Source organism: Erythrobacter sp., from assembly GCF_030066995.1.
Classification (GTDB): Bacteria; Pseudomonadota; Alphaproteobacteria; order Sphingomonadales; family Sphingomonadaceae; genus Erythrobacter.
In genome coordinates this window covers 361885-386893 of sequence record NZ_JASJAP010000001.1, presented here as the reverse complement: position 1 = coordinate 386893, position 25009 = coordinate 361885, and the positions used below count along the sequence as shown (strand labels likewise).

The 25009-nt window shown below is 54.5% G+C and carries 11 protein-coding genes, 1 tRNA gene and 1 pseudogene; 4 read left to right on the top strand and 9 right to left on the bottom strand.

Annotation, left to right across the window (positions count from 1 at the left end; all coding sequences use genetic code 11):
• Positions 1-7: 7 nt before the first annotated feature.
• The 7 genes from QNI87_RS01855 to QNI87_RS01825 form a co-directional block, all read right to left on the bottom strand.
• Entirely contained in the window at positions 8-11602 is an 11595-nt protein-coding gene (locus QNI87_RS01855; RefSeq protein ID WP_300593171.1) for a calcium-binding protein, read from the bottom strand.
• A gap of 1 nt (position 11603) precedes the next feature.
• On the bottom strand, positions 11604-12149 hold the full coding sequence (locus QNI87_RS01850; protein ID WP_300593170.1) for a hypothetical protein: 546 nt from the start codon (positions 12147-12149) through the stop codon (positions 11604-11606).
• Positions 12150-12371: 222 nt separating this feature from the next.
• Positions 12372-13097 (bottom strand): hypothetical protein, encoded by a 726-nt coding sequence (locus QNI87_RS01845; protein WP_300593168.1) that lies wholly within the window; start codon positions 13095-13097, stop codon positions 12372-12374.
• Positions 13098-13519: 422 nt separating this feature from the next.
• Entirely contained in the window at positions 13520-15019 is a 1500-nt protein-coding gene (locus QNI87_RS01840; protein WP_300593167.1) for an HlyD family type I secretion periplasmic adaptor subunit, read from the bottom strand.
• Positions 15016-17238 (bottom strand): type I secretion system permease/ATPase, encoded by a 2223-nt coding sequence (locus QNI87_RS01835; protein WP_300593165.1) that lies wholly within the window; start codon positions 17236-17238, stop codon positions 15016-15018. Before QNI87_RS01835 ends, QNI87_RS01840 begins: the two co-directional genes overlap by 4 nt.
• Before the next feature lie 473 nt (positions 17239-17711).
• Positions 17712-18215 (bottom strand): DUF3768 domain-containing protein, encoded by a 504-nt coding sequence (locus QNI87_RS01830; RefSeq protein WP_300595283.1) that lies wholly within the window; start codon positions 18213-18215, stop codon positions 17712-17714.
• Positions 18216-18278: 63 nt separating this feature from the next.
• Complete coding sequence (locus QNI87_RS01825; protein WP_300593162.1) at positions 18279-18491, bottom strand: hypothetical protein; 213 nt, start codon at positions 18489-18491, stop codon at positions 18279-18281.
• On the opposite strand from QNI87_RS01825, the pseudogene QNI87_RS15705 reads away from it, so the two are divergent.
• Together QNI87_RS15705 and QNI87_RS01820 are read left to right on the top strand one after the other, a co-directional pair.
• Positions 18402-18599 (top strand): annotated as a pseudogene (locus QNI87_RS15705) (ParB/Srx family N-terminal domain-containing protein); the annotation flags it as partial. The gene QNI87_RS01825 and the pseudogene QNI87_RS15705 sit on opposite strands and share 90 nt — an antisense overlap.
• A 42-nt stretch (positions 18600-18641) precedes the next feature.
• On the top strand, positions 18642-20105 hold the full coding sequence (locus tag QNI87_RS01820) for a hypothetical protein (protein ID WP_300593160.1): 1464 nt from the start codon (positions 18642-18644) through the stop codon (positions 20103-20105).
• Positions 20106-20417: 312 nt separating this feature from the next.
• Here the strand turns inward: QNI87_RS01820 and QNI87_RS01815 are convergent, their stop codons facing one another.
• The gene (locus tag QNI87_RS01815) at positions 20418-20771 is read right to left on the bottom strand and encodes a helix-turn-helix transcriptional regulator (RefSeq protein ID WP_300593158.1); all 354 of its coding nucleotides are present in this window, start codon (positions 20769-20771) and stop codon (positions 20418-20420) included.
• 340 nt (positions 20772-21111) lie between these two features.
• On the opposite strand from QNI87_RS01815, the gene QNI87_RS01810 reads away from it, so the two are divergent.
• On the top strand, positions 21112-22299 hold the full coding sequence (locus QNI87_RS01810) for a hypothetical protein (protein WP_300593155.1): 1188 nt from the start codon (positions 21112-21114) through the stop codon (positions 22297-22299).
• 135 nt (positions 22300-22434) lie between these two features.
• Entirely contained in the window at positions 22435-23910 is a 1476-nt protein-coding gene (locus QNI87_RS01805) for a recombinase family protein (protein WP_300593152.1), read from the top strand.
• Between the two features lie 904 nt (positions 23911-24814).
• On the opposite strand, the gene QNI87_RS01800 is transcribed toward QNI87_RS01805, so the two are convergent.
• Positions 24815-24891 (bottom strand) — tRNA-Met (locus QNI87_RS01800).
• Positions 24892-25009: the final 118 nt, after the last annotated feature.

Sequence of the window (25009 nt, the reverse complement as noted above, 5' to 3'; positions counted from 1 at the left end):
TCCCCCATCAAGCGAAGAAGTCATATGGGGAATTTGCACTGTTTTGACGTTCATATATTTCATCCATGGAAGTTCGGCCGCCAAATGCCGCAAGCTCCTGTCGAAGCAAAGCAATCTTAGATGCCACTTCAGCATCTTTCACATCATAGAACTGTGAATCTGTTTCGGTAGCATCGCTGTCTGAGGTCTGTGTGTTCATCGCGACTTGTTCGCGCGGTACGGCATTATGGGCAGGTAGGGGGATCGGACCGCTTGGCAAACCAACGTATGGATTATCTCCATCACGGACGTTGAGACCTTCATTCCATTTGCCGAGCAAATCATCGATCGAAATGTCTTCGATCGGCAGTCCTGCCAGATTGGACATCCCATCAGACAAGCCGCTCAGCATGCCAGGGAGTGTTTGAGAGGCAGCCTCCTCTGGAACAAAGCCAAAGGCAACATCTCCGGCCGTTCCTGTCGAGCCATCAACTCGCGTAAACACAGTGGTGGAAAGCGTGAGATTGCGTCCGAATCTCTTTGTTTCATCAACAGCAGCAAACGACAGCGAGATTGATCCAATGCCACGGCTTGAGAGCAGCTGCATTTCACCGATATCGGTAACGCCATTCCTGTTAGCATCTACCCATACAGTGAGTTGATCGAACAACTCATCGTTGCTGTCGACTAGGCCGTCGGAATTCGTGTCGAGAGCCAATAACCCAGCTTGCCCGACTTGCAGCGCTCCGGTGCTATCGAGGAACGCCATCTCTGTACCGTCGTCGACAACTCCGTTCCCATTGCGATCAATGACTAAGAAGCCGTCATTGCTTGTTGTCCATCCGACATTATCGCGAGATCCATCTCCATTCATGTCGAATGCAGCTCTTGTCTTTTTGTATCGACGTGTCTCGATACCATCTCCGTCAAGATCGAGTACCACCGCACTCAGCATACCGAACGTGCGGTTGCGAAATGCGAAGTAACTTGGGCCAGCAATGGCACCAGCCCTTTGATCCATTATCGCACCAGTACCTCGCGGTCCGACAAAGAGTGAACCCGACCTGGAAGTAAGCTGATATCTTTTGCTCTTAGTGCCATAGGAAAGGCTGCCAAACTCAAACGATGGGGCATCAGCGCCACTTCCATCCGGACCAGGAAACTGGTCCTCCTGTTGTCCTGGAGTATCGCCGCCTTCGCTAGTTGGCGGTGGGCTCGCATCATCGCCCACCGGGAAGCCGCCATCGTCCTCGGTCGCAGGATCGAACACAAAGAAGACGTCGCCAACCTGACCTGTATTGCCATCAGCGGTGCGATACGAGGAGGTCGCATAAAGTGTATTGTCGCGGCCATCAGGCATCGCGCCAGTCTGCTGGCCGGTCAGATTAATCGAAGTAATGCCGGCCGCATCAAGCGTGCTGAGTTCATCTGCTTGCGAGACCCCATCGCTATTGGTATCCTGCCACAGGACAAAACTTCCCCATTCACTATCGGCGGTGTCGAAGAGACCGTTGCCGTTTGTGTCGAAGAACGCCAGCCCTTCCAAATCCGAAAAAGCCCCTTCCACAAATCGTTGGAAATTGATTTCATTTCCATTGTCGACAACACCGTTACCATTCTCATCATACGCGAGAATGCCATCGTCAGGTGAAAACCACCCAGTTCGATCGAGCGTTCCGTTTGCATCCATATCAAAGCGGACTCCCGCATTGATTGAAAGCAGTTCTACACCGTCACCATCGAGATCGAGAACGACTGGCGGAATATCAAACAATGGATCGATGATCTCAATGAAATCGCCGTAGTCATCATCATCGTTGTCATTGGGTTGATTGACCGGAACATCTGGATTCTCAGTGTTCGTTCCAATCGTGGCAACTGAGAGAACCCCGCTGACCTTCCGACCCAGTGCATCTTCCGCTTCAACCGTTAGCGAGTATGTAGTGGCGCCAGTCGCAGACCCCGTCTGGTAAAGCACACCGTCAATGCCTAGTGTGAATGGATGATTGGCTGTTCCTCCGACAATTGACCAGCTCAGCGTTTGCCCCTCGGGATCGTTAAGCATCAATTTCGATAGGTTTATCGCAAAACCATCCTCGTCTGGAACAGGCACAAGAGGACCAAGCGCGGTCGGGAAATGCAACACATCAACGCTCGCATCAGTAAGCGTATGAAGCTCATCAACATCAGCAATGGCGATTTCTAGTGTCGTGAACGCAGACCTGGAATCAGTCGAGCCGAACCTGTTCCGAACCCGCACGTCATAAATCATGCTCTGCGGGCCGCTCTCGTAGTCAAATATGCCCTCATTGTGGAATACATGACCATTGGCCGCATTCATCTTAAACTGCCGGTCCTCAGAGAATGTCCAGTTCTTATTGTCCATCGTAACCATAAGCGACTTGTCGAACAGGTATTCGATCGCCTCGCCCGGATCTGTGGCCGTCAACACACCAATTATAATTCCATTCCCAGCAGAGTTTTCTGCCAGCTCGATACGATACCCTTGAGGCGGAACTACCGGAGCCTGGTTCACGTTTCCAAGTGTCAATTCAACTTCGATCGGCACCACAGTCTGATTGCCATCGGGATCGATCGCAACCAGCGAGAAGCTATCGAGCCCCAAAGCACCAGCGAAGGGACGGTACTCGACCTCCCCAGTCAACTCGTCGACCGAGACGACCTCACCATTCTGTGGTTGGCCATCAGGATCAAGAGCCCACCGAAGGTCCGAAATCAAATTGTCGGAGTCGGTGACACCAGCAGTGATCTGGCCCGATGTAATCGTGACAGTTTCACCGTACCACCGTGTCGACTTACCGAACGGATCCGCCTCGTAGGACGAAAGGTCAGCGTCATCAATTACACCAAACGTCGGAGCTCCGAACTGGGTTGTCCATCCCAACTGAGATGTACCATCGTGCGTGAAGAACAAGCCTTGCCCTTCAAAACTTGATACGCTCGAGGTCCATTGATGGTTCTCGGTGTTAATCGCTGTGACCTTTGAACCATCCGAAACACGATAGATGCCGCCCATGTCAGCAGCGCCGGTAGGCAGCGCGCCATCGGCAAAAAAGTAGCCGACAGCCATATACCATTCGTCTTCAACCAGATTTTGCTGCCAACCCGATGGTCCATGACCACCATTTACAAAATATCCGTAGTACGTCTCGATGCCCGAGGACACGCGCTTCATTCCAGCGGTAGCGCCTGTTCCTGCCCGTCGATCCAGGACACCGATATTCAATGACTGGCTATCGATGTCCGATTTGCGAAAATACTGCACGTAGCGATAGGTTTTGGATGTATCTATCGTCAGGGTGTTGGTGAAGCTTCCGCCACCATCGGCAGCTCCGTCAAATTCACCGGCCTCAAGAACGACAGCGGTTTCCCCATCTGGTCCCTGCACTTCCGTCCACCGCGTCTCACCATCTTGGTCATAAGGTGCTACCGGTGAATTGCCTTCAAGATAGGTCGCGCCAATGAACTTGCTGTCTTGCCACGTGTTCAGACGGTCGCCCTCGCGCAGCATATAGCTGGTATCGATGACCTCGCGAACTTCGGGCTGGAAGAAATGCGTGAACTGGCCTGTCGTGGACTCATCGTTGAAGTTGAAAAAGCGAATGCTCGACGTCGTAAGTGTACGGGATGCATCCCACACGAAATGCTCAAGCTCTTGGACCTTCTCACCAGTCTCGGTGTCGTACACGCCGCCATAGGCACCCAAACCTTCCTGGACCGAGTCGTCAGGGAGTACATATCCGACCATTTTGTACCATTTGTCGGCTTCATAGCCGTTCGCCGCAGACGGCATGTTGTTGGAGGACAAGACGTAGGGGTTGGGATTGTCCGCGCCTATATTTCGTCCCCACTCAACGTCGCCACTAAGACCGAAGTAAACGCGGTGTTTGTCGAGTTCATCGACCTTGAAGTAGACCGAGAATTCGTAGGTCTTGGCTTTGTCGATCGTGAAAGGGTTGCTCTGAGCTCCACCACCTGCTGCTCCGGCGAGCCCCGTCTGGCCAGCTTTGAGAGACACAACCTCGTCATCACTGAGATAGGTAGTCAAAGACCTTGCATACGGACTCGCGGTGCGTGCCCAAGACGTCTCGCCCACGTAAGAAGAAGTCCAACCAGGCCCAAGGTTACCAGCGGCGGGCAGGCCGTCCACATCGCGAGGCCAAGCCTCTTCTGCAACTAGATTTTCTTCTGCTTTTCCGGTCGGAGCGATGCGGGGCCAAAGATCATTGTTGAACGCATTCGCTGACAGAGTGGTGACCAAAACTCGTTGAGGAGTGTCAGGCGCTCGAGGAGCTGGCGTTTCAGTCGGTGACCACGCCGCCTCAATTTGGTCAAGAAATTGCTCCGGCATTTCATCAGGCGTGGCCGCACCCTCAAGAGACATTGCGTTGATCAGATCATTGACCTTTCCTTCGCCAAGGAAGAGGCTTCCATCGGCAGTCACGATCTTCTCAATCTGCGAATTGCCATTCACTCGAAGAAATGTGTCGCCGCCAATGACACCGATCAGCAGATCCTGCCTAGCGGTCGATTCACGGGTTATCCAAAGCTCGCCACTTGTGATTCCATCATTGAACACCAAAGAGTTGAGGCCAACCGAGTCGAGAAGAGCGTCCGCCCCATCATCGCGTCCGAAAACAAAGACATCATCGCCCTGGTCGCCGTAGAGAACGTCGTCACCAATGCCACCAATCAACGTGTCATTGCCCTCGCCACCGCGAAGATCATCAATTCCAGCACCGCCGTCGAGAATGTCATCTCCGCGACCGCCCCAGATGTAGCCAGCAAAACTGCCGAAGGTTCGTTCGTTGCCAGCACCTCCTATCAGTGTATCGTTCCCGTCGCCGCCTTCCAGTTTGTCATGGCCATCGCCGCCATTGAGAAGGTCATTGTCTGTGCCACCCTGAAGATGGTCATCTCCAGCACCGCCCGATAGATTGTCCTCACCAGATCCTCCCAGCAGTTGGTCGTTGCCATCATCGCCGACCAGAACGTCTGCGCCGCCATTTCCAGACAAATAATCACCGCCTCCGAAACCGAAGAGACGATTATCGCCGGCATCGCCAATAAGCGTGTCACTACCGGTCCAGCTGCCCTGAACGTTCTCGAAGCCGCTAAGGACGTCGCCTGACGCGTCTCCCGTACTGCTTTGTGCCTGTATGCCGAGATTAACTTGTACAGCCTGCGTTGACCCTGCGTATCTAACGGTGTCGTTCGCGCCAGCTTGGCCGTACAATGTATCTGCGCCTGCACCGCCTTCAATCACGTCGTCGCCCGAGCCACCGTATATAACGTTGGCCGCGCTACCGCCGAAGATGACATCGTCGCCGTCATTTCCGGATAGCTGCGTAACGTTTGAAGTGCTGAGGATCAGGTCATCTTCACTTCCACCGCCCGACCCAAACTTCAAATTGTCTAGACGAGCGCTCAAACCATCGTGGAACTGCAAGAACTCAATCTGAGCTCCGGTCGCCTGCGCGAAGTGCCCCTCGATTTCGACCTGCGAACCACTAGAATGCTGGATGATGAGGTTTTGGTTTGACTGCGAGAAGGCGAGGTCCTGAAACTGGATGCCTAGGCCCAATTCAAGAGTGTCTTCGCCACCATCCTCTGACGTATCAATTATCTCGCGCGTTGCCGGTGATGAAGCATCAGGCTGTACGAACCCATTGCGCCAACCGCCGGGGTAGGTGCTTAGGCCATTTGGAGGTGGCCCTAAGCCCTCTACTCGTGTGACCCGATTAGCATGTATGAATACATCTTCATTTCCAGCAATTTCGCGTATTCTGTATTCCCAAATTGTACCGGGATCCGGTTCACCGGTACCATTGTTAATTGTCGTCGACCCAACATTCTTCCAATACCCTTGGAATTCGGAACTAATGTTGCCGTTCGCATCGACGGCAGTCTCAATTATTTTCTGCCCTTCCCGGATAATGTCCTGGCCGTCACCCAGACCTTCCCAGACATAGGTATCATCGCCAGCACCAGCACTTAGGATGTCGTTCCCGGCGCCACCTTCGAGGATATTCTCTCCCGAATCTCCGCCGAGTTCGTCATTGCCCGAGCCACCCTTCAAGTTCTCGATTGACGAGAATGAGTCGCCTTGAGCAGCACCTGTGGCGAGGTCGACGCTAGCCAGATTGATTTCAACCCCGATTGCTTCCTCCTCATAGGAGGCCCAGTCGGAACCAGCACCGCCGATCAAGATGTCTGCGCCTGCTCCTCCTTGAAGGATATCATCTCCGTCACCCCCATAGATAACGTCGTCTCCCGTTCCACCGTCAATCGTGTCAATGCCACCATTGCCCGATAGGATATCATCACCACCGCTGCCGGAAACTGTGTCGTCGCCAAGGCCACCGGTAATCCAGTCGACTCCGCTGCTTCCGCCAAGGGCTGCGTCATCGCCTGCCGTGCCCGCAACTATAGTTGTGGAGGTAAGATCGAGGATCCCAGTGCTGAAGAAGGCAAACTTCTCAATGCTTCTAGGAGCGTAACTGCTGAACCAATCGCGGATCCGAATACTGTCTTCGCCATTGAAAGCGCCGCTTGCGCCTTCATCGCTGGAGATATGAACAATGAGGTCATCGCCGCCGCGTTCGAGTACCAAGTCTTTGAGATGTATGGTCGGATCAAACTCAATCGTGTCGGAGCCCTGATCTGAGACTATGGTGTTTCCTCCGGTGGGAGTGAAAAACCTAAGCGTTTCATTAAGGCTGTCATACTCTAACCGACCGTTCCATCTTAGAGACGGTTCACTAGATGTGCCCACGTTCTCACGCAATACGAAGCCGTCAGGAGCTGTGATGGTACCATCTGATGCGACGTCATAGCCTGGTGCCCAGTCTCCGGCTGCCGTCCAGATTGTTGCCCAAGTTCCCGCAAGCTCGTCTACAACAACGTCTCGGCCGTCGCCACGGCTGTATTTGAAAATGTCGTTACCAGCTCCGCCAACCAGCCAGTCGTTCCCGCGACCGCCCGAGATCAGGTCGTTTCCATCACCGCCGTAAATCTCGTCATCGCCACCATCCCCAGAAAGCGTATCATTGCCGGCCTCGCCTGTGATCGAGTCACGACCGCTGCCGCCGACGATCAAGTCATCGCCGCTATCGCCCGACACCACATCAGCACCAGAACCGCCGTTGCCAATGTCATCGCCTGCCAAGAGATAGAGAGTGTCGTCGCCTCCGCCTCCGAAGACAAAATCATTACCAAGCGTTCCTATCAGCGTGTCGTTGCCGTTCGTGCCATTCACAAAGCTTGTGAAGTCACCGATCCGGATTTCATTGCCGTCAGCAAATTTCAGCCACTCGATGCGGTCGAACGGGTTTGAGAACCAGTTTTGAAGTGTGAGTGAGTCCTGAACTGCGCTGCCATCCGAAGGGACGACCTCGATTATCAAGTCGTCGCCCGCAGCACCGTTTATCTCAGAACGCCGTAAGCGAACATCACCGATGGAGATGCCCTGGCCAAGGACAACGCTGTCGTCACCACCGCCTATCGAACGATCGGAAACTCCAGGAGTGTAATAGCCGAACCAATCCCGGCTATGGAGACCGCTCCCACTACTACTGGTCATCGCGTACTGACCAGCAACGAAGCCGGAGAATGCCCCGACATTCAGGAGTGCGGAAGCATTGAAACGGCTTTCGATTTGGGTTCTGACCGTCGAATTCAAGTTCTCAAGGAACTGGTCCTGAGAGCTGTCCCATGTTAGAAACGCATTCTCTGATTGAGTGAGGCCTGCTGTTGGATCAAATTCAGTAACGACATCAGCCCCATCTCCGAGGCGTAGGAGATAGGTGTCATCACCAGCGCCGCCGAAAAGTTCGTCATTGTCGCCGGCGCCGCCTGTGAGGATGTCACCTCCTGCACCGCCATTGAGGTCATCCTCACCATCGCCGCCATCAAGCCAGTCTGAGCCTTCCCGACCTTTCAGAGTGTCGTTACCCGCCCCACCATCGAGATAGTTGCCATCGCCTCCTAGACCGCTGGCTTGTGCACCGGCGTCGAGAATGTCGTTGCCATCGCCGCCGAGTAGCCAGTCATCTAGGCGCCCGCCGTAAAGGGTGTCGTTTCCATCACCGCCTAGGATGTTGTCTCCTAGATCGGATGCGTGGACAGTGTCGTCTCCTCCACCTGCATCCACCGTCGCTGCAACTGGTATCTCAAGCTGGCGATTATCTACAGTGCTATAGGTAACTGTTGACGTGCCATCCGCTCTACTTCGGGCGATACTGGCACTGCTCATTGATCCCTCGTGAACAATGACATCATCAATCCAAACTAAAGGATCGTCATTTGATCCATCGACGATCGTACCCAGGCCTGCGATTGTCTGATCGCCGTTTTGGAGATGCTGCGCTCCCGACGTCACCTCAGCGCTCAGGATAAGCTTCTCATTCCCCTCGACATTATTGAATTCACGCTCGCCGTTTCCTGATCCAGGAATGACCAAGCCATCAACATCAAATTCATAGGGATCATAGGTAGGGTTCAGTGTATTGTCAGCGGTGATCGGAACCCGGACAAAGTACTCAGTCACACCTGGTCCCAACGTAAGAGAACCTGCAGTCGTCCAACCAGATACTCCATTTGCCGAAACTTGCAGACTGTCATTGTAGTCGCTGCCCGCCTCTGCACCATTTTCAGAGAGGGCCAGACTTAATGTCACTGAAGAAGTCGCCGCTTTGGAGAGGCTGACGCGCCATGTCAGGTGGCCATCAGCCTCTGCTGCGTAGGCACGTCCCACCAAGAGATACGCTTTGTCTGAAGAGTCGACGATCGTGACATTTGCTTGGCTGCGCTGCAGATAGGAATTTGAACCGTCGCCAAGGACAATGCGCAATTGCTCTACGCTTTCACCAGCAGTGTTTGCATCGGTTGTGATAGCTGCATGCGCCCTAAGATTGCTACCGGACATACTCCGGGATACATTTGTTACAGCATCATAGTCCGCCCCGGCGGCTGCGATGCCATCTTGCAATTCACCATTAACTAAAAAGCCGGTCTGGTCTGCGAGCTGGCCAGATCGCAGATCTATGATTTGAGTGGTCGCTTCTCCGTCAGGTCGTTCGATCGATACCTGTGCAGCAATGTCAATTGTGTCGCCCAACACGAAGTCACCCACACCGACGAGACGGCTTAATTGGTCGCTCAGTGGATCATAGTCGAAGCCGAAATCCACCTTAGCAGCATTGGCTTGGCCCTCTTCTAACAGGCCGTTGAACCCACCGAACCAGTCGGAACGATGACGCCTCGTAAGGCCCAGCTCCTCGGCTCGAACTAAAGTTAACGCAGTTTCTGCTGCAAAGACTGAATCCGGTTCGCCCGCTATGATCGCATTAATCACCGCACTATTTGCGAGATATGCTTCATAGGACTGCGCCGATGAGATATTGCCCAAGAGTACCGCTTGGTCAAAGTTGGTCGCATTCATGCCACCTAGCTCAAACGTCGCATACGCAGCGCGCTTGATGTAATTGGAGCCTCCAATAATCTGGAAGTCAGGATCCGTTAGACCTTTCCAGATGCCATACCCAGTGAGTTCGCTAAAGGCTGAGTCATTGTTCTTACTAGAGACCCGATACGTTATCGCGCGTTTATCCCTCGTCGACGTCGGGCGATACACGAAATCACTTTTCCGCATTCCGTAGTTGCCAGTGGTTATGGCTGAAGGGTCAGCAAGGCGACCACCGGTGGCATCGAGAACCATGTTGAAGGTGTCTGCGACAACGCCGGCCATAGCTTCCGCGGTTTGTCTGGAGCCACCTTTCCGAGCATAACCATTTTTGACGACGAAACGACCTTCTCCCTCATCCCACCCGGCATCAGCACCTGATCGAGGCGTTCCGCCGAACACTGAGCCAAGCAGGCCACCCAGCAAGAATCCAGCAAACGCACCAATAGCGACGCCTACGGGGCCAGCTGCGGCGCCGAGCGACACGCCAAACAACTTACTCGAAGCGGCACCGCTCGAGAGGGTAGTGAGCTTGGTTGCTCCGATAACACCGAGGCTTGATCCGACTGCCGAGCCAATTTGGCCACCAATCGTATCGAATAAAAGAACTTCCGCCGCGAGTTTGCTCCCTATGAACGAACCTGCGATCGTTAGCGGATTCACACTGTTGATAGTTTGGCTGAGTGTTTCTGTGCTCGACGAAATGCCTGCCAAGTTGCCAAGGATCGCTGACAAATAACCGCTTGCAGCCGAGTTGACTAACTCACCTCCGACACCATCAATACCGACAGCATTGACAATTTCCGCGGAAATGTAAGCCGATAGCGCTCCAACGCCGGAATTGACAAAGTTCTCAAAAAGCTCATCTCCAAATTCTGAGAATCCAACTTCGATTACTTCTTCTAAACCATTCGCCTTCCCATTGTTGTTAAAAAATAGCCCGTCAAAAACATCGCCTAAATTATCACCAAAAGTCATCAATATAGAAGATGTTAAAACCCCACTTAATTCGTCTCCTCCGGCAATTCTATATCCTAGCTGTTGGCCAATTAATGAACCAACATTCGAAAACTCGACCCCGAGAGGGTTGTTTGAAATTCGAATATCAACGGAAATCCTATCGCGAGTTCCGCTATCGAACCCGTAATAAACCTCCAATCCGTTGGAATTCATTACCTCTCCGACAGGAGGTAATATATTATTATGCGTATCCTTTTTCTTATTCCCCTCCGCGTCTCTCTCGTATACGTCAAAAAGACGAGCCGATTCAACGAGATCCCCATTCTCATCAATAGCGTAAATGATCAATCCGATAGAGTCGCCTTCCTGATCGAAAACTTCAATTGCTAGCTCATTATCACTACCTATTCTGTTCGGACTCTGATTTCCGGGCTCGCGCTGAAATTTTAGTATTCTCGACCGACGTTCCGCCTTGATCTCTAAGTTAAACTCCTCCGTTTCTCCTATGAAACCCTTTTCCTTCGCTCTAGCTATATATTTCTCGTACTGGCGAAAATTCTGCACGAGTTGCTCGGGTGAAATCTTCTCTTGCTGAAGTTGCGCAATTAGCCCACGCAGCTCAGCTTCTTCGGCGGCGGAAATGGTATCCTGCGCCTCTCCCGAAGGTGGGGCAGCATCATCGTGTGGGAGATAGTAATCGTTGTCGGCCGACCGGTGGTACCCATACGACCAGAGTAGGTTGGTGATTTGCTGTGCAATGGTCTCTTCGGTCTTTAGCGAGGCATCATCCAGCGGCGCGGCAACATATAGATAATCTGGGTGGTCTATAAAATTGGATAAAGTCTGCCTCGCGCCTTCTAGATACGATCTTATTGATTGGTCGAGGAAATTTCGTGTCTGGATTTGGTGAATCATTTCATGCCAAATCGTGGAAAACGACTGGTATGAGGGATTGTTGCTTGCATCACGACTGAAAGCATCGTCGGTCAGGGTGATTCTATTGAGGGTAGGATTGGACTCTGATCGCCCGGGCCCATGATACCTCTGAAACAAAATCTCCGGCGGAAGCGCCGCAGCTACGATCCGCCCCGCGGCTGTCGATAGCAATGCCCTGTATGCCTGCCTTACGACAGCTTTGTCAGCCTCACTAAAGTTGGGGCCAAATACTAGTTTTGTCATCTCACACCCCTAAGCTTCGTACATTTCCATCAAAGATCATCAAGCTCGGGCCAATTGATGCGAAGCCATATGAGCGCAGATTTGAAACATGAAAACCAACAATGATCTCGAAAGCCTCGAGATCGAAACTCGAGTAATCATGAAGTCGGGCGCCAATTCTTTTCTCAATGCATTTTACGAAAACCATATTGGAACCATCGCTTCTGTCAACTAATCTTGAAAAGTGCATTTCAAAGACATCTAACTCGTCCATTTCTTCAATTTTTAAACCAGGTATAGCCTGAAATAATTTGCAAGAATTAATTGCGTGAATATATTCAGACAATTCAATAAAGGTTATGCCTTTTATGGAAATAGAATCCTGCGAAATGACCGTATCTACCGCTTTATAACTTGAAGAATCAGGAAGTTTACAAGACCCGGGTGAAAGAAACAGTAGTGCTAGAAGTGTGGTGTAGAAAAGGCCCGGAAAATCAGTCGGACTCAGGTTTGGATGAGCCCTCCAAGTCTTCCAATCTTGCTTATTTGCTTCTTGCTGCGAATGCATAATCATCTTTCCTTGCCCGACTCACTGATTACTTGACCTATTGGCGACGAAAAATACTGAATGATCATCCATTACCTCGCCTTTATTGAAGTCTACCGGCATCGTTCTGCCAAATTGTTCTGAGTAAGGACTCAATCCGTGCAAGCGCTCTTTTATATTTTGGCTCCCTCCAACTAGGACTTAGGGTGATTTTTCTCTTCCAACCATTGATGTCACCCGAAGTCATTTAATTCCCCCTATGCAATCGACAATTATTGGAAATAAGGGCTCATTCACAACTCCCGCTGTGATACACACCAATTCCATTCGATCGAATGGCGGCGCTCCCCACAATATCGGCACCGCATCCCACTCGGCGCCCTCGTACCATGAACCCTCAAGCTCAACCGTTTGCCAATTCGCGCCCCCAAGAGCGTCGAGACGTTCAGCAATATGAGCAACCTCATCAAGCTCTCCTGGAGGCAGCCCAGGACATTTCGACGGGAAGTCGGTGAAAACCCGCTCGGCATCGAAAAACTTTAACGAGACTTTGGATTCAGGGTCTTTTTCAGATAAAAAATCAGCGCATTTCTGAAAATACTCGGCGACTGTGCCGGAATCGAGAATCCACGCTCTTAACCCTCTCTGCGTCAACGCCCCGAAAGCCGATGCCACTCTCCGTGACGTAATCCTACAGTCAGCGCCTTCTGCAAATTCGACCTCAAAGGAGTTATAATCTTTTCGCGTGCGAAAATTAACTTTCGCATCATGACCGCAATAATCTGCCATCGATTTGCCTTGGGTCCGCGTGACTATTTCGCGAAAGCGATCCTCATTTAAGCCTGCGTCACTCGGCTGATGCACACTCGCTTCAGAGTCTCGAGACCAAGCTACGGCGATGGCGCTCAAGGTAAGAATCACAAAGACGGCTACGATACTTACAGTACTTCTTCTAAGTGCTTCCATCATGCCTCCTCACCGTTAGAGCGTCTCTTCAGCATGGGGCTATCTATGGCAAAAAACGCGGGCGTCACGCCTTACGCCCCGTAATTTCAGAGCACAAGGCAGACCAGGTGTGCTCGCAGCAACACTTCGCTCTCTTGCCATGAGGATAAGCGACCAGTGCGAAAAAACTCGCGCACTGAACCGAATAAGATGCTCCCCCACTACCCCTCCCAAGGTCGACCGCTATCCGGTCTTGGATAGCCTTAGATAGCCAGACGAAGCAGACAAAAGCAATGGAATATAACGTGAAATATTTGCGTCATCGAAAAATCGGTAGAAAAGTAAGGCTACCGGCTGCTTGCCTTTCGGTAAGCCAATCTGGTCTGTTGGCGCAAATTGTATGAAAGCGACTGCAATAACTGTGCAGTAACTACAACACCCGCGTCTCACCGCTCCCGCCCTGCCTCACTCATAGCTTTGCTGATCGGCGAAAGCAGATACTGAATGATCCGCCGCCGCCCGGTCTTGATTTCGGCCTGGACGGACATGCCGGGGCGCACTTTGTCGCATAGTTCGTGGCGCCCGGGATCATCTGCTGCGCAGGCAAGCTCGATGGTCGCGGCGTAGACAAGGCCGGGCTGCACCGGACGACCGTTCTCATCGCGCACCGAGCCTGCGGGTGCCTCGCTCTGGTCGATAGCGTCGCGGCTGATATTGGCGACCGTGCCTTCGATCAGGCCGTAATCGGTGAAGTTGAACGCTTCGAGCTTCACCGCGACCCGCTGGCCGACGCTGATCGAGCCGATATCCTTGTTCTGCACGAAGGCTTCGACGGTGATGCCGCTGTTGCAGCTTGCCGCGCTGGTTGCATCGCCTGAGCTGCACGGCACAACCACCATCAGCGGCTGCGCGGGCTGCACCACCCCGCCGACGGTCGAGACGCCCAACTGCTGCACCACGCCGTCAACAGGCGCTCGTAGCTCCTGGAAGCGGCGGCGGCGCTCCGCTTTGCGCAGTTCTTCGGCGGCCATACTCGCGCGATCATTGGCCTCAGCCAGATCGGTAACGGCAGTGCGACCAAAGCCCGCGCGCAAGCTCTGCAAGTCAGCTGTGATCCGACGGATAGAAGCCTCGGCCCGCATCCGGTTGGCCTCCTGCACTTCGATATTGCGGATATGTTCGGCGCGCAGCTGTTCGTATTCGAGTAGTTGAAGCTTGGAGTAGAACCCACGTTCGGCGAGTTCGGCTCGCGCATTCATCTGCTTGTCGATGTAAGGAAGCGCCTCTTCGAGCTTGGCGGTCTCAGCCTTTGCGGCGGCCAGCTCGGCCTCGTTTTCGCTGCGCTGCTGGATCAGCGAGGCGCGCTGCGCTTCGTATTGCGCCACAGCGTTGCGGACAAAAGCTTGTTCGGTTGCAATAATATCGGGCGGAGCGCCTTCAGGCGCAACAAAGCGGGGCTCGCGCCCGCGCAGGTGCGCCAGCAGCGCATCGTTGCGCGCCTGGATGATGCGAGCGGAGAGCAGCGTCTGCCCGCTTTGCGCTTCATCAGCTTCGGTGAGCGTGGGGTCGAGCTCGATCAGCAGCTCACCCGCTTCGACATATTGGCCATTGGTCACATGGATTGCGCGCACCGCCCCGATTTCGATGGCCTGGATGATCTTCACATTGCCGCCCGGCACGGTCTTGCCCGCAGCGGTCGCGACCACATCAATCCGGCCAAAGACCGACCATAGCAGCGCAAGGACGAACAGCGCGCAGATAAGCCGCAGAAGCCATTTGAGGCCGGGGCTCGCGGGCTTTTCCATGATCTCAAGCGCCGCGGGCAGGAATTCGTGCTCTTCCTTTGGCTTGAAGGCCTTGTCCGCCTCGTTCTGCTGGCTCCAGCTCTCGCGTAAGACAGAGAGGTGCCTGGTGAGCGTGGGGAAGCGGTCTGCGAGCACGCTCATGCTGGCACTTCCTCGCCCTGCTGCGCGCCTTGTCTTGAGTTCTGTCCAGCCATCCCGGTCTGCTTGGCATGCAATTGCGCGTAGCGCCCACCCGCCTTCAGCAGGTCTTCATGGCGGCCCATCTCGGTGATCTCGCCCGCTTCGACGGTGATGATGCGATCGCATGGACGCACAGCCGAAAGACGGTGTGCGATGATCATCACAGTGCGCCCCTCAGCGATGCGACTGAGGTTGTTCTGGATGATCTCTTCGCTTTCGGCATCGAGCGCGCTGGTCGCTTCATCGAGGATGAGGATGCGCGGATCGGTGATGAGCGCACGAGCGATGGCGAGGCGCTGGCGCTGGCCGCCCGAAAGGTTCGAGCCGCGCTCTTCGATCACGGTGTCATAGCCGTGCGGCAGGGTGAGGATAAACTCGTGCGCTCCGGCGAGCTCAGCGGCGGCGATGACCTGCTCCATCGGCAGCGTTGGGTTTGACAGTGCGATGTTCTCGCGCACCGAGCGGTTGAACAGGATATTCTCCTGCAGAACGACGCCCACCTGCCGCCGCAGCCATGCGGGATCGACGAGCGAGAGGTCCGTCCCATCGACGAGCACCCTCCCCTGCTCGGGCACATAAAGCCGCTGCACGAGCTTGGTCAGAGTCGATTTGCCCGAGCCTGACGGGCCGACAATGCCGAGCATTTCGCCCGGCGCGATTTTGAGATTGATGCCGCGCAGCGCTTCGGGCGCATCGGGGCGATAGCGGAAGCGGACCTTGTCGAACTCCACCGCGCCAGTAATCGGCGGCAGGCTCGCACGGTTGGGATTGTGCTCCGGCTCTGCAGGGGAGTTGAGGATATCACCGAGCCGGTCGACCGAGATGCGCACCTGCTGGAAATCCTGCCAGAGCTGTGACAATCGCAGGATCGGCTGCGCTACACGGCCGGAGAGCATGTTGAACGCCACCAGCGCACCCACCGTCAGCGACCCAGCAATCACCGCCTGCGCGCCGAAGAACAGGATCGCGACGGTTGTGAGTTTGCTCACCAGCTGGATGAGATGACTGCCCCAGGTGCTGAGCACGGTGACGTCCCAGCCCGTCTTGATGTAGCCTGCAAACTGCTTTTCCCAGCGGTCGCGCATACGAGGTTCGACCGCCATCGACTTGAGCGTACCGATACCGGTGACAGTCTCGACGAGGAAGGCCTGGTTCTCCGCGCCGCGCTTGAACTTCTCATCGAGCCGGGCGCGCAAAGGCGGCGTGATGAACACCGAGATCGCAACATAAATCGGGATCGTCAGCGCCACGATCAACGTCAGCATCGGAGAATAGAGATACATCACCGCGAAGAACACGATGGTGAAGAACAGGTCGATCAGCACGGTGACAGCGTTCGAAGTGAGGAAGTTGCGGATGTTTTCAAGCTCGCGCACGCGCGCAACACTGTCGCCCACGCGCCGGGCCTCGAAATAGCTCAGCGGCAGCGCAACAAGGTGCTTGAAGAGAGCGGCGGACAGCTCTGCATCGACGCGGTTGGTTGTGTGCGCAAAGAGCCATTGCCTGAGGCCTGACAACATCGTCTCGAACACCAGCACTGTGGCGAGACCAATGGCGAGCACTTCAAGCGTCGTCATCGACTGGTGGACCAGCACCTTGTCGATCACGAGCTGGAAGAAGATCGGCGAGGCCAGTCCAACGAGCTGCAAGAAAAATGATCCCAGCAGCACATCGCGCAGAGGGCGGCGATACTTGACGAGGGCGGGGATAAACCAGCTGATATCGAAAGCGCGCTTCTGGCCCGCCATATGCTCGCGGCTCGTCATCATGAGCAGGTCGGCTTTGCCGCCCTCGAGTTCGAACTCGGCGTAGACGCGGTCCTCGTCCCAAATCTCGGGTCGCTCAGCGCCGGGCTTGAGCACCATATGCCGCACGCCGGTCTCGCCGCTGTCATCGACCTTGAGCAGGATGGCCGTGCCACCATCGGCCAGCCTGACCAGTGCGGGCAGCGGCAGTTTGGGAAAGCTGTCCGGCGCAGCGCTTTTCCGGCGCGCGATCAGGTCAAGCTTCTTCGCGATGCGGATCAGATCGTCGAATGTATACGGCTCATCACCCCGCCCGCGATCGTGATGGATCTGCGCGGGCTCCGCGGGCGTGCCCAGGAACTGCGCAAGCATGACGAAACTCGCAAGTGCCTCGTCGGCAGGCACCGCCGAGTGATCGGACTCCATCGTGTTCATGATTCTCGTGTGACCCCTGAACTCTTTCGTTTAGAAGATACAGGAGGCGATGCAAGACAAGTGTGACCGACATTATTGCGATACCCCGAAGAACACAAAGTAGCTCCACGTCCCGTTAGGGTCAGATTTACTATCCCAATGCGAGCAGTCCGCGCGGTATCGGTTACTTGATCTTTGGCTCACCTTTGGGTTGCTAAGCCCGGAAGCGTTGGCAAGTCGAGCAACTGCTGCTTGCCGCTTTCTGATGTCTGCCCGCGTTCTCATGACGCTGACGAGATAAAGCTATAGCAATCATGCTTTGCATAGTGATTGTTATCGATCAATCAGGTTGCAGGGGTTCGAGTTCGATTGCGTGGTCTCACGCTCAGAAACGAACAGTGGTTGGTCGCCTTCTCGGTCGTACGCCGTGGGGGCACCCTTGAGTCAGTAGGGAAAAATGACACCGCCGAAGCGGTGCCATGATGGGCCGGGCATCAGTATTCTGAAGCCAGCATGATGGTGAGGACGCGGCGTGTTGCGTCAGGGTCTGACGGGTCTTCGCTGCCGGACATCAGGTCCGGCCCATAGTAGTCGATCTTCCAGAAGATGCGCTGCCCGTCATGATCAAACGCGCCAAAGTCGTGTTCGCCATGCGGGTCATTGTCGTGATCGAACTGATCGAATTCGGCCACCTTGGCGGCAACTTTTTGAAGACCTTCATCGCCAAGTGATTGGATGCCAGGCGTGATGAGGATGTCGCCACCGATGCCAGACCGGCGGAAGCGGTCGTTGAGGCGTCGGATGCGCCCAACCTTCTCATTTTGGTTCTTTTCCTTGTCCATGAAATGCTCTCCTGCACAATCCGGCAACATGACTTGCAGCCGGAGCCGTGCAGGCGAGCCCTGAAGAACACGGAATGCGGCCATGATATCATGGCCGCGCGTCTTTTTGTTTGATGGAAAACACCAAGGGCGCTGCCCTTTCGTTTTCCAAAGCATGAAATGCACGGGCCGTGACTCGCCCGACGGTGTCGGGCTGCGTCCGCACCACCCCGAGGCATTTCATGCTTTCCTTTCCCCATCCCGTTCTCGCCGAAGGGCAGGGCCGATGGCCGTTTGGGCCATCACCCCAATATCAAGGAAAGGACCTGTTACATGACCATCACCACCATCGCCCCTGCCAACTTGAAGCTGTCTCCGCTCAATGTCCGCAAATCGAAGCGTCGGAATATTGAGGCCTTGGCCGAAGACATTGCCGCGCACGGTGTCATCCATAATCTTGTCGCATACAAGAACGGCAGTGGCTTTGCCGTAGTCGCTGGCGGGCGGCGATTGGAGGCTATCCGTTTGCTGCAAAAGCAGGGCCGCTTGCCCGAAGACTTCGTGGTGCCAGTGTCGATCAGGCCAAAGAAGGAAGCGCTCGAGTTGTCGCTGGCCGAAAACCAGTCACGCGACGATATGCACCCCGCCGACGCCATCGAGGCCTATGGCAAGCTGGCAGCGGATGGACTGGCCAGTGACGACATTGCAGCACGCTTTGGCGTTACCCCAGCCCATGTGAACCGCATCCTGTCGCTGGCAAACCTGCATCCCGACATCCGAGCTTCACTGGCCAAGGACGAAATCGGGCTAGATACGGCCAAAGCCTACACGCTGACCGACGATCAGGAATGTCAGCTTCGCCTCTTCGGTGAGTTTGGCAATAGCGCCCACATGGTTCGCAAGGCGCTCACCGATGACAAGATCGCCACGGACAGCGGACTATTCGATCTTGTGCCCTTCGCGAAATACATCGAAGCAGGCGGGACGATAACGCGCGATCTGTTCAGCGGTGACGAAGGCGGTTTTGCCGACGATGCCGAACTTGTCTGGTCGTTGGTATGGCAGCGATTGGATACGTTGCGCGAGGAATGGCTGGCAGACAGATGGCCGGAGGTTGAGATTGTCGAGCGTCAACCCGACAACTTCTACGCGCTAAATCACATCCGGCCCCAAGGCTTGTGTGATCTGACCGCGATGGAAGCAGCGCGGGTTGCAGAATTGGAGGCCAAGGCGGAAGCCATCACCGAGGCGGACCCCGAAGCCGAGGTTTGGAACAATGCTGACCTGCGCGCCATCGACGATGAACTTGGCAGGATCGAGCAAGCCCGCCGCTGCTTCACGGACAAGCAGAAGGAGGACGCAAAGGTCATCATCTTTCTTGGCTACAACGGCGCGCTTACCATTCAGCCGGTGTCTCTGCGTAAAGCCAAGCGGAGCAAGAAGGCGGACGATGGCAAGCCCGAGCGGTTCAGCCGCAAACTGACCGAGGCCATCCACCGTATCAAATTGCTGGCCGTGCGTGAGGCCCTATGTGGCAATCCCGACATGGCCTTCGATCTTTTGCTTGTGGCTCTGATTGAGGATCGCCTCGCTTGTGCGGTGAATTCACCATTGGCTCTACGAACCGCTGCTTCGCCCGTGCAGGTGGACGCGGACCTATTCGCTGGAATCACCTTCGTCGATGCGGAGGACGCGGCTGACAAGGCTTTGGCAGAGTTTGAGCGCGGCAACATACTCGATCAAATCGCGGAGTGGGATGCTCACCGCAAACAGCAACTGTTTGCCTCTTTGGTAGCTACGCTGGTTGATGCGACCAGCGCTCTGCCAAGTGACATCCAGCAGCGCCTTGGCATCGATATGGCTGCCAAGTGGCAACCCGATGCAGCATTCTTTGGGAAGATGACCAAATCGGCCTTGCTCGACCTTTTGCGTGAGGAATGCGGAGAGGCAGCAGCCGAGAACTGCCGCAAACTGGCAAAAGCCGATCTCGCGGATGAGGTGGCTAACCGTCTCGCCAAGAATGGTTGGTTGCCACCTTCGCTGCGTGCCGACACCGTTTGCGCCTGATGCTCCGCTTCTGCTTGTCGGTTGCGAAAGGCCTTTTCACGCTTGAGCGAGAGAAAGTGGCCCTCAGCTTGCTCTGCCTGCCCGTGAATCTCCTCCAGAAGCAAGCGTGCGTTTCTGCCTTTGCGCTTGGTGGTCTCAAGTTTCTCCATCACAATCACATTTGGCTGGAACAAATTTATGAACTCGCTTGCAAATTCGCGTGCAGTGTCCGGGCTTTTGGCCGCGATGTTCGAAGTGTGCCAGGTAGCCAGCAATCCATCTTCGATCAGCACAAAGCTGATCCGGCGATACCCGGCGGCAAAGGCCAGATAGCTAAGACTTTGCATGGTGACGGGTTAAGGCGGCGGTCAGCTCCCTATCCAGTCGTTTCAGCGTGTTGTCTCGATTAAATTCGGCTTTCTCATCGCCGCTATGTTCCGGCAGATCGGGCAGGCTGCGAAACAAAGCTTCGCGTGCTGCCCGCATCAGCCCTTCATAATATTCGGTGAAAGAACGGCGGTAAATGATCGATAATCGGCACAATTGCTCGGGGCTTGGCTGGACGACGCCCTGTTCGAGCGCGGCTATGTCCTTGCTGCCAATCTCAAGCAATATGCAGAGATCGCGCTGCGTAAGGCCTGCCTTCTGGCGAGCCGCACACAGATCATGCGCAAATTGTGTATTCATGTCTTGGGTTTGATTAAACTGATAAGCCCACTGCAAAGCTTATCGTGCGCACGGTAAATGCAATAGTGCGAGTGAGATTCCCAATCCCCATTTTCGTGGCAAGCGGGCTATCTGTCCCGTCATCCCTCCGACACAGTGCGAGAGGCGCGCGCTCCTTCGGAAAGGTTGTCACCTTTCCGGATGGCAGCTCTCACTGCGTCGGAGGTAATACAGCCTCGTTCCCCAGGGGGTAGAATACCGCGCCTGTGGAAAGCGCGTCTAGTGCGAGTGCCCATCAGGCCACATGGCCTGCTGCCAACCGCACTATCGAGACACGCCTCTCTCCCGCACACTGAGTTGTATGAACGCCATAACACTCGGACTTGCCGACACTCGCGAAGGACCACGCCCCTTTGGTGTGACCGCGCAGGATCGGCTTTCGCATCAATACATAATCGGCCAGACCGGGACGGGCAAAAGCACCATGCTCAAAAATATGGCGCTGCAAGATGCTGCAAACGGAACCGGTTTTTGCCTCATTGATCCACACGGCGATCTGACCAATGAACTTTGTGCGATTATCGACCGCGATCTCATCTATTGGCGGGTTGGCGATCCGACCTGCCCCTATGGTTACAATCCGATCACCTGCGTTCCCGCTGCACTCCGGCCCCTCATCGCATCCGGTTTTATCGAAACGCTCAAGAAACAATGGGGCGATCGTAACTGGGGGCCGCGCATGGAGCATCTCTTGCGCCAAGCTGTTCTGGCGCTCTTAAATCAACCTGCATCGGATATGAGCGAGATCGTGCGGCTTTATGTCGATAAGGACTTTCGCCGGGCGGTCGTAGCGCGTCTTACTGATCCGCAGCTGCGGGCATTCTGGACAGTCGAGTTTCCCAGGATGAACTATCTAACCGCCAGTGATGGTGTGGCACCGATTGCCAACAAGCTGAGTGCCTTTCTAGCCAACGCGACCGTGCGTCAATCGCTATGCGCGCCGGAGAAACCGCTGCGCTTTCGCCGGATTATGGATGCAGGCCAGGTATTGCTGGTAAGTCTGGCCAAAGGCCGCGTCGGCGCCGACATCGCAAATGTCGTCGGCGGCCTTGTGATGACCAATTTTATCAATGCGGCGATGAGCCGTCACGATCTGCCACAACAAGAACGACGACCATTCTTCGTCTACGCCGATGAATTTCATGCCTTCACCACTGGCAGCGTGGCCGACCTTTTGTCAGAAACCAGAAAATACGCGCTTGGGCTCTGCGCTTCGCATCAGTTTCTCACTCAGGCCGACAAAGCCGTAGTGGATGCCATCATCGGCAATGCGGGCACGCTCATATCGCTGCGTATCGGCGCGCAGGATGCCCCTCTGATTGCCCGCCAGTTCGGAGACATTGAACCGCGCTATTTTCCGCAACTGCCGAATTATCGAGGCTTTGCCCAACTTATGGTCGACGGGCACAAGCGCAAAGCGTTCTCGTTCTCGACGCTCCCTACACCGCACTCTTATCAATCTAAGTCCCACCCCGCGTATGCCCTATGATCCACACCTACAAGCCTATCTGGAAATCTGCCTGCGGCAATACGAGCAGATGATGCGCGATGGCACTTGGCCGTGGACGGACGATTCGACAGATTTCGAGGCTGTGATAGAGTCCGACAATAACTCCGAAAATCTATGACCACCTGCTATGGCTATGTGCGCGTTTCAACACTGCGCCAAGGCGAGGGCGTCTCTTTGGACGCACAAAAAGATGTGATCGAGCAATATGCTGATCGCCGCGATTTGCAGATCATCGGTTGGTATGAAGAAACGGTCACAGCGAGTAAGACGGGCAGGCCCGAGTTCAACAAGATGGTGAAAAACCTCAAGCGCGGGCGTGCGCGAGGTTTCATTGTCCACAAGATCGACCGCTCGGCCCGCAATTACACCGACTGGGGCGAAGTTCATAAACTCGCTGACGCCGGTATCGAAATCCATGTCGCAACTGAAAATCTGGACTTCGGCACCCGTGGCGGTCGGCTATCGGCTGACATCCAAGCCGTTTTTGCTGCTGACTACAGCCGCAATCTAAGCGATGAAGTGCGTAAAGGGCAGCAGAAGCAAATCGATATGGGATTGTATCCCTTCCCAGCACCTTTGGGCTATTTGAGCCAAGGCAAAGCCGAGCTGAAAATCCCTGATCCAGCGCAGGCACCTTTTATCAAGCAGGCTTTCAATCTGTATGCGAGCGGTGAGTATTCGCTCCGCTCGCTCCAAAAAGAGATGCAGCGGCGCGGCTTCCGCTCACGAAAAGGCCGCGTGGTCTCACGCAGCAGTCTGGAAAAGATACTCGAAAACCCGTTCTACTGCGGCACGGTGCGCCTGCGCACCACTGGAGTCACCTATCAGGGAAAGCACAAGAAGCTGATCTCAGCATCGCTCTTTGAGAAGGTGCAGCAGATCAAATCAGGCAAGGTTGGTAAGAAGGTCACTAAGCACAATCACACGTTTCGCGGTCTGTTCCATTGCGCGCATTGTGGCGGACTCCTGACGGGGGAGCTGCAGAAAAACCGCGTCTATTACCGGTGCCACCAAATTGGCTGCCCAGCAAAGTCTGTGCGCGAAGATCGGCTCGACATGCTCATTTTGGATATGCTCGAAGCGTATAAGTTGACGCCAGAAAAGGCCGACTGGCTGGTGGATGAGATAAAGAGACAATCTGGTTCACGGCCTCAAGATGAAGAGGTGCGAGCACTCACCTTCCGGATTGATCAGATCTCTGCTCGACTGGAGCGCCTTACCAACGCCTTCCTTGACGAACTGATTGATCGCGAGACCTTTCAATCACAGCGCGACAAGCTCACGCATGAACGGGAAGCACTGCGAGAAAACCTGGATGATCTCTCCCAAAACCGCATTTCTGACGCCATGATCGACAAATTCTTCGAACGCGTAAAAAACGTTGTATTGAACTACCGATTTGGCAAACCTGGCCTCAAACGCGAAATCACCATTTGGGCGACTTCGAACCGCACGATGGATGATCAAAACCCTTCAATAGAGCCACAAAACTGGCTTCGTGAAGCCAATTTGGCCGCGGGTGGCCTGACCTGCGGTGACGCTAGGGCCAATTTTCGAACTCTCTTGGATGAAATCGCAAGGCTTCGGTAATGGTTCGGTGAACACCCCGATTGGCGACCCTTTCCGGATCAAAGATCGAATTGTAGTAGTAATGGAAGACGGACCAGCCCCCTGCCTCCTTTCAGGGAACCGGATCAGCCGCGATACTATTTGAACCACCCTCCAATTCTGCGCATCCATCTGATTATCTGTGCCATTGACGCACGAGCGAACCTCTTGATCAATGCCTCCAGCGTTTCTTGAAGTCTCCGGCTTACTTGACCAAACCATACAAGGAATCTGGAAAACCATTCCCAACAGTGCCAAAAGAACACAACGTAGCTAAGCGCTAGAACCGCGTTCACAGTCCCTAACGCAGCGCCACCGGCCTTGGTCACGGCGAAACCCGCAAAGGCTGAGACGAACAGCTTCGTGGCTACGTCCAAATGGTGGCAGGCGGCCGCAAAGAGTGATAAAATGCCCACAAGGGGCTTCTTGTTTCGCATTTGATTTCTCCAGTAATTTCATTTGTCATAAGTAGCTTCCTATTGAGCTTGAGAGTGCTCCAACACTTTCAAGCAAACATATCCCTTCGGACAGCGAGCTCATGCTTGCTGCCGGAGGGATTTTATTTTGATGTAATCATGACGAACGCCCTCCATGCTTGCCCGCTTACGAAGCGGGTAGGTTAGAAAGAGGACGTCGGATGCCGACCCGACGACGGCGCTCTGGTTAGCGCGGAAACTCGGTCGAATCACTCGACCAATATGTGTATAAATATCACACTAGAGCCGCCTTACAAACATAGATTTCAAGTATTGCTTGACATTTGAAACTTTTGCAAAATTCTCAAGTCAAGAAATACAAAGGATTCCGTAACGTAAGGCGCGCGAGCCTATCCCGAGCCTAACGCTAGGCTCAGAACTCCAAAACTTCACTAAAATATTGAAATTATTGGTAGCGGAGGAGGGACTTGAACCCCCGACACGCGGATTATGATTCCGCTGCTCTAACCACCTGAGCTACTCCGCCCCATGCGAGCCGCAAAAGAGCTTGTCGCGAGGCACAGGTGCCTCAAGCGAGCGGCGCGTTTAGGACCCTGTTGGCGCTTGGTCAACCGCTTGCGCGCACCCGCCTTCGCATTTCGTCG

What these genes read in the sequence shown, in the direction of transcription:
- QNI87_RS01855 (WP_300593171.1), bottom strand. Translation starts at nt 11,602, where the DNA reads ATGACAAAACTAGTATTTGGCCCCAACTTTAGTGAGGCTGACAAAGCT.
- QNI87_RS01850 (WP_300593170.1), bottom strand. Translation starts at nt 12,149, where the DNA reads ATGCATTCGCAGCAAGAAGCAAATAAGCAAGATTGGAAGACTTGGAGG.
- QNI87_RS01845 (WP_300593168.1), bottom strand. Translation starts at nt 13,097, where the DNA reads ATGATGGAAGCACTTAGAAGAAGTACTGTAAGTATCGTAGCCGTCTTT.
- QNI87_RS01840 (WP_300593167.1), bottom strand. Translation starts at nt 15,019, where the DNA reads ATGAGCGTGCTCGCAGACCGCTTCCCCACGCTCACCAGGCACCTCTCT.
- QNI87_RS01835 (WP_300593165.1), bottom strand. Translation starts at nt 17,238, where the DNA reads ATGAACACGATGGAGTCCGATCACTCGGCGGTGCCTGCCGACGAGGCA.
- QNI87_RS01830 (WP_300595283.1), bottom strand. Translation starts at nt 18,215, where the DNA reads ATGCTTTGGAAAACGAAAGGGCAGCGCCCTTGGTGTTTTCCATCAAAC.
- QNI87_RS01825 (WP_300593162.1), bottom strand. Translation starts at nt 18,491, where the DNA reads ATGGATGACACCGTGCGCGGCAATGTCTTCGGCCAAGGCCTCAATATT.
- QNI87_RS01815 (WP_300593158.1), bottom strand. Translation starts at nt 20,771, where the DNA reads ATGAATACACAATTTGCGCATGATCTGTGTGCGGCTCGCCAGAAGGCA.
- QNI87_RS01810 (WP_300593155.1), top strand. Translation starts at nt 21,112, where the DNA reads ATGAACGCCATAACACTCGGACTTGCCGACACTCGCGAAGGACCACGC.
- QNI87_RS01805 (WP_300593152.1), top strand. Translation starts at nt 22,435, where the DNA reads ATGACCACCTGCTATGGCTATGTGCGCGTTTCAACACTGCGCCAAGGC.